The 2,327-nt window shown below is 35.3% G+C and carries 3 protein-coding genes; all 3 read left to right on the forward strand.

Annotated elements, in window-relative coordinates; genetic code table 11:
* Positions 1-714: aminotransferase class V-fold PLP-dependent enzyme (locus tag MR285_RS06215; RefSeq protein ID WP_293559121.1), on the forward strand; the 714-nt coding region annotated here is incomplete at its 5' end.
* 4 nt (positions 715-718) lie between these two features.
* On the forward strand, positions 719-1,900 hold the full coding sequence (gene thiI / locus MR285_RS06220) for a tRNA uracil 4-sulfurtransferase ThiI (RefSeq protein ID WP_293559123.1): 1,182 nt from the start codon (positions 719-721) through the stop codon (positions 1,898-1,900).
* On the forward strand, positions 1,890-2,327 hold a 438-nt coding region (locus MR285_RS06225), incomplete at its 3' end, for a LemA family protein (protein ID WP_293559125.1). The genes thiI and MR285_RS06225, both read left to right, overlap by 11 nt.

Here is a 2,327-nt window from a genome sequence, read left to right on the forward strand (position 1 = left end):
TATGTTCACAATGAGCTTGGCACTGTAAATAATATTAAGGAACTTTTTGAGATTGCAAAGTCAAAAAATAAAAATATTTTGTGCCATGTTGACGGAGTTCAAGCTGTTGGGAAAATTCCAGTTGATGTAAAGGACTTGGGTTGCGACACTCTTTCTTTCTCTTCACATAAAATTTATGGTCCAAAGGGCATGGGTGCTCTTTACAAAAGAAGGGATTTGAATATAGAAAGTCTTGTAATTGGTGGCGGTCAAGAAAGGGGTCTTAGGTCTGGTACGGAAAATGTGCCTGGTATTCTTGGCTTTGGAAAAGCTTGTGAACTCACTAAAAGAGATTTGGAAAAGAGGCTTAGCCATGCAAAAGAGATAAAAGCTTATTTTCTTGAAAAATTAAGGGATAATTTAGAGGACTATAAGATTAATACTCCAGAAAATGCTACTGATTTTATTATTTCTCTTTCAATTTTGGATATTAGGGCAGAGGTTCTCCTTCACTACTTGGAAGGCGATGAGATTTACATTTCAACGGCATCTGCTTGTACATCTAATGGTACACACAAGTCCAATACTTTAAAGGCAATAGGTCTATCAGACAAGTATGCTGAAGGGACAATAAGAGTTTGTACTTCAAAGGACACGACAAAAGAAGAAATAGATATTTTTGTGGAAAAACTTGTCAAGTATGTAGGGGAAATTAGAAAGATTATGAGAGGGTGATAGAATGAAAAAAGTTATGGCACTCTCCCTTGGTGAGCTTGTCTTAAAGGGAAAAAATAGATATAAATTTGTAAATAAACTTATTTCAACTATTAAGAGAAATCTTAGAAATATTGACCATGGAAAAATTTATCAAAACATGGGCAAGGTCTATGTGGAACTTGTAGCTGATAATGAGGATAAGATGATAAATCGCCTTAAACACGTCTTTGGCATTGTCTACATTGCTCCTTGTTATGTTGTGGAAACTAATTGGGACAAAATTGAAGAATGTGTAATAAAAATTGTGGATGAAACCTTGAAGAAAAATCCAAGTTACAAAACTTTTAAGGTAAAGACAAATAGGGGCGACAAATCCTTCTCGCTTAATTCCATGGAAATAAGTGCAAAAATAGGTGGCATTGTTCTTAAAAACTTTGATATAAAAGTAGATGTTCACAAGCCTGATTTTTATGTTTACTGTGATTTAAAAAAGGATACTTATATCTATGTAGACAAATTTAAAGCTTATGGTGGACTTCCAACGGGTACAAATGGCAGGGGACTTCTCCTTCTTTCTGGGGGAATTGATTCTCCAGTTGCTGGATTTTTAATGGCAAAAAGAGGCGTCCTAGTGGACTGCTTGCACTTCCATTCCTATCCTTTCACATCTGAAAGAGCAGAAGAAAAGGTTAAAAAACTTGCAGAGGATATTTCCACTTTTTCTGGAGAACTGACTTTTTATTCTGTAAATATTTTGGATATTCAAAAGGAAATTAATATAAATTGTCCTGAAGATGAGATGACCATTATTTCTCGCAGATTTATGATGCGAATTGCAGATAAAATTGCAAGAGAAGGGGGCTATGACTGCATTATCACTGGCGAAAACCTTGGACAAGTTGCATCACAAACTATTGATGGGCTAAAGGTTACTAATGATATTACAGAAAAACTTGTCTTTAGACCACTTATTGGCATGGACAAGGTAAATATTATCGACATAGCTAAGGATATTGATACTTATGATACATCAATCCTTCCCTTTGAAGATTGTTGTACAGTATTTTTGCCAAAACATCCACTTTTGACACCTACTGTTGAAGGAATAGTTAAGTCTGAGGAACAACTTGACTGCGACAAACTCGTAGATGAAGCTTTAAGCAAAATGAAAATAGAAAAAATAGGAGGAAGCAATGAAGAATAAAAATAGGGGAGCTGTGGGAGTTATTGCAATAATAGCTATTGTAGTTGTAATTGCAATTTTCTTTGGCGGACAGTGGAACAAACTAGTTAAGCTAGATGAAGATGTAAATGGTGCATGGGCACAAGTCCAAAATCAAGTAAAAAGACGTGCAGATTTAATTCCAAATATTGTGGAAACTGTCAAGGGTTATGCTAGCCATGAAAAGGAAACTTTTACTGAAATAACTAAGGCTCGTGCAGGTATTTCTGATGCAAGTACACCTAAGGAACTTGCTGAAGCAAACGACAATTTGACAGAAGCCATTGGAAAGTTAAATGTAGTAGTAGAAAACTATCCAGAGCTAAAGGCAAATCAAAACTTCTTAGACCTACAAGCACAACTTGAGGGAACTGAAAATAGAATTGCCACTGAAAGAATGAGATATAAC

The sequence above is a fragment of the Peptoniphilus sp. genome (assembly GCF_022767005.1).
Taxonomy (GTDB): Bacteria; Bacillota; Clostridia; order Tissierellales; family Peptoniphilaceae; genus Peptoniphilus_A.

Coding starts and splice junctions, on each gene's coding strand:
- thiI (WP_293559123.1), top strand. CDS start 719: ATGAAAAAAGTTATGGCACTCTCCCTTGGTGAGCTTGTCTTAAAGGGA.